Annotated in this window: 4 protein-coding genes; 3 read left to right on the forward strand and 1 reads right to left on the reverse strand. The window is 47.0% G+C overall.

Annotation, left to right across the window (positions count from 1 at the left end; genetic code table 11):
- The first annotated feature begins 47 nt into the window (after positions 1–47).
- Together F6J94_RS32300 and F6J94_RS32305 are read left to right on the forward strand one after the other, a co-directional pair.
- Positions 48–242: an isopentenyl pyrophosphate isomerase gene (locus tag F6J94_RS32300; RefSeq protein WP_293047709.1), complete on the forward strand. Its 195-nt coding sequence runs from the start codon at positions 48–50 to the stop codon at positions 240–242.
- Between the two features lie 105 nt (positions 243–347).
- Positions 348–1,529, forward strand: a complete 1,182-nt coding sequence (locus tag F6J94_RS32305; protein WP_293047712.1) for a two-component regulator propeller domain-containing protein — start codon at positions 348–350, stop codon at positions 1,527–1,529.
- A 38-nt stretch (positions 1,530–1,567) separates the two neighbouring features.
- Here F6J94_RS32305 and F6J94_RS32310 read toward each other — a convergent pair whose 3' ends face one another.
- The gene (locus F6J94_RS32310; RefSeq protein ID WP_070394934.1) at positions 1,568–1,786 is read right to left on the reverse strand and encodes a hypothetical protein; all 219 of its coding nucleotides are present in this window, start codon (positions 1,784–1,786) and stop codon (positions 1,568–1,570) included.
- Here F6J94_RS32310 and F6J94_RS32315 point away from each other — a divergent pair.
- Positions 1,785–3,032, forward strand: coding sequence for an RNA-guided endonuclease InsQ/TnpB family protein (locus tag F6J94_RS32315; protein ID WP_367142309.1), 1,248 nt, complete (start codon positions 1,785–1,787; stop codon positions 3,030–3,032). The two genes, F6J94_RS32310 and F6J94_RS32315, sit on opposite strands and share 2 nt — an antisense overlap.
- Positions 3,033–3,108 lie beyond the last annotated feature (76 nt).

Raw genomic sequence — 3,108 nt, forward strand, 5'->3', positions numbered from 1 at the left:
AATATCAAGTCAGGTTGAATACCCATAATTAGAGGGAGGGTGGGGAGATGGGGAGATGGGGAGATGGGGAGATGGGGAGATGGGGAGATGGGGAGATGGAGAGATGGAGAGATGGAGAGATGGAGAGATGGAGAGATGGAGAGATGGAGAGATGGAGAGATGGAGAGATGGAGAGATGGAGAGATGGAGAGATGGAGAGATGGAGAGATGGGGAGATGGGGAGATGGGGAGATTTTTATTAAGCGATGCAGCGCGGTCTTGGGGGTTTCCCCCACTCGCTATTGCATCAAGACAGGGTAATTATCCCGACATGATATAAGTACTGATCAACTAAAGGCTTAATCAAGATGCTGGAAATAATGGCATGGTTAACGAATTGGTTAACTAACCGCTTAACTAACCGCTTAACTAACCGTATCGGTCTGGTAATCAGTGCTACACTGCTGGGGCAAATATTACCGGTGTCAATCCCAGACAGTGAGCCAAACAACTATTTTTCAGATTCATCAACAGCGATCGCTCAGACACAGTTATCCACTGACTCGGTAAACAAAGAGGTATCCCCCCCTACCTCCAGGGGAAACCCTCCGCCGCCCACTAGACCTTTGCCTGATCAACGTCTCAGGCAAGAAACCCAGCCCCTGCCAGCGGATTTTCGGGTGTCTGCCTTGCAACCAGATTTTACCGGTGAGCTTTGGGTGGGCTCTTGGCTAGGATTAACAAGAATTGACCCTAATAGTGGAAAAATCCGCACTCGCCTAAGTCTGCCCAATTACACTGTTGGTGCGATAGCTCAGGATCGGGTAGGGCGGATTTGGTTAGGAACCTATGAAGGACTATTGCGTATAGACCCCCGTAATAATGAAATTAATGCCCAAAACTTTACCTTACCGTCTAATAATGTGTTGTCCCTGTTGATTGACACTCGTGGCTATCTTTGGGTGGGAAGCGATCGCGGTCTGGCTCTGATTAGCCCTGACCAGGGATTGTTGATGACAACATTACAAAAATTACCCGGTGTCAGTGCCAATGCTTTGACTCTAGATGAAGAGGGTCAGCTGTGGGTGGGGACTCTAGAAGGGCTAGTGCGAGTCGATACTGCTAGTGCTTTTGTAATTGCTCGCATCAAGGATTTACCAGGAAACACGGTACAAACCTTGACCCGAGGACCGGAGGGAATGCTATGGGCTGGCACTCCTAATAGTTTACTGGTGATTAACCCAGACACTTACGAAGTGTTCAGGTCTGTAACTCCCCTAAGAGGACGTAATGTCACTGCTGTGCAGTTTGATCTAGATGGTAATGTTTGGGTTGGTACAGATAATGGCTTATTTAAAATAAAACGAGACAGTGGAGAAGTGTTGGCTAAACTAGGCAAGCTACCCTCTAGTCGTATTCTGGCATTAGCTCCTAATACTGGTAACAAGTTATGGATCGGAACTTCCGAAGGACTAGCTTGGGTGAGCATGTCTACAGGTCGCATCGAACCCCATTTGGGCTTTGTTAGAGAGATTCCAGGTAGTTTTTAGCTTGGGAAGCATCGGCTCTAAGTGAGTGCGATCGCACCTCAAGCAGCGTCGGCTTTGCCGAAAGCGTGACCAAAGGTCAATCGCAAAAAAAAATTGACGCTCCCATCAGCAGCTTTGATTAACCTTTTTTCACGGAATTCCCCATCCTTCTTCAGGGTGGGGATGGATAGGGAGGGCGTTGCTAAGCCAATTATTTTTAGTATTTGAGATTTTAACACTCGTGCGGCTGTGTGGTAAAATCCGGTTATGCTTACCATGAACTACACTTACCGTATTTATCCAGACCTGCACCAATCGGCAACAATGCTCGAATGGCTGGAAACGTCGCGCCAGGTTTATAACCGTGCATTGGGCGAACTTAAGGACTGGATCAACTCCCGTAAGTGTTTGATGGATAGGTGTTCATTGAATCGGGAATACATTATTCCCGCCGACGTCCCTTTTCCATCTTATCATCGTCAGCAAAATGATTTGCCTAAATTGAAACAGACCTGGCCAGACCTCAAGAATGTTTATTCTCAAGTGTTGCAAACTACGATTCGGAGGTTGCATGACACATGGAAAGCATTTCAAAAACGTGGTTTTGGATTTCCAAGGTTTAAGAAGTTTGGACAATTCAAGTCTTTCTTGTTTCCACAGTTCAAAGACAACCCAATTAATGGCTTTGAAATTAAACTGCCCAAGATTGGAAGTATCCTAATTAGCTATAGTCGCCCAATTCCAGATGGATTTAAAGTCAAGCAAGTAAGGGTGTTGTCTAAGGCTCGTGGAACCCAATGGTATGTAATTGTTTCGATTCAATCTCAAGTGTCGATTCCCGATATTTCTGTTCATGGTAGAGCGATTGGCATTGACTTGGGATTGGAGCGATTCGCCACCACATCTGATGGCAACTTTTTTGAACGTCCTAAGTTTTTGAAGTCTCAATACAGCAAGCTGAAATTGCTGCAACGTCGAGCCGCACGAAAACAAAAGCGTTCTGCTAACTGGGAAAAAGCTCAAATCAAGGTGGCGCGATTGCATAATGAGATTACCGCCAAGCGCAAAGACTTCCATTACAAAACGGCACATAACCTTTGTGACCAAGCTCAAACCATTTTTGCAGAAGACCTGAATACAGTTGGACTCAACCGAGGGATGCTCCGCAAAGAGTGTATTGATGCATCCTTTGGGGCGTTTCTTTCTCGCCTGGAATGGGTGTGCTGGAAACGGGGGGTATTTTTTATGCGAGTCAATCCCAACGGTACAAGTCAAACCTGTCCAAGTTGCGGCGCAACTGTGGGTAAGCCCCTTGGGGAAAGGGTTCATCATTGTCCTGAATGTGGATACCAGACTCATCGCGATCATGCGGCTGCCGAGATGGTGTTATGGCGTGGAGTAAACTCAGTACCCGTGGGCAATCGGGGAATGGAAACTGCCTGTGCAGGCGTACTAGCGGTGGCTCAAACCTCTAGCCAAGTGCCGAAATCCCGCCAGGGAACAACCAGGAACTCCAAGAAGTGATTCTTCGGAATCCCCATCCCTCTATAGGGTGGGGAGGATGTCAAGGCCTATTTAGCTGAGAGTGCATCACAGTTAA

Source organism: Moorena sp. SIO1F2, from assembly GCF_010672755.1.
Classification (GTDB): Bacteria; Cyanobacteriota; Cyanobacteriia; order Cyanobacteriales; family Coleofasciculaceae; genus Moorena.

What these genes read in the sequence shown, in the direction of transcription:
- F6J94_RS32300 (WP_293047709.1), top strand. Translation starts at nt 48, where the DNA reads ATGGGGAGATGGGGAGATGGGGAGATGGGGAGATGGGGAGATGGGGAG.
- F6J94_RS32310 (WP_070394934.1), bottom strand. Translation starts at nt 1,786, where the DNA reads ATGGTAAGCATAACCGGATTTTACCACACAGCCGCACGAGTGTTAAAA.
- F6J94_RS32315 (WP_367142309.1), top strand. Translation starts at nt 1,785, where the DNA reads ATGAACTACACTTACCGTATTTATCCAGACCTGCACCAATCGGCAACA.
- F6J94_RS32305 (WP_293047712.1), top strand. Translation starts at nt 348, where the DNA reads ATGCTGGAAATAATGGCATGGTTAACGAATTGGTTAACTAACCGCTTA.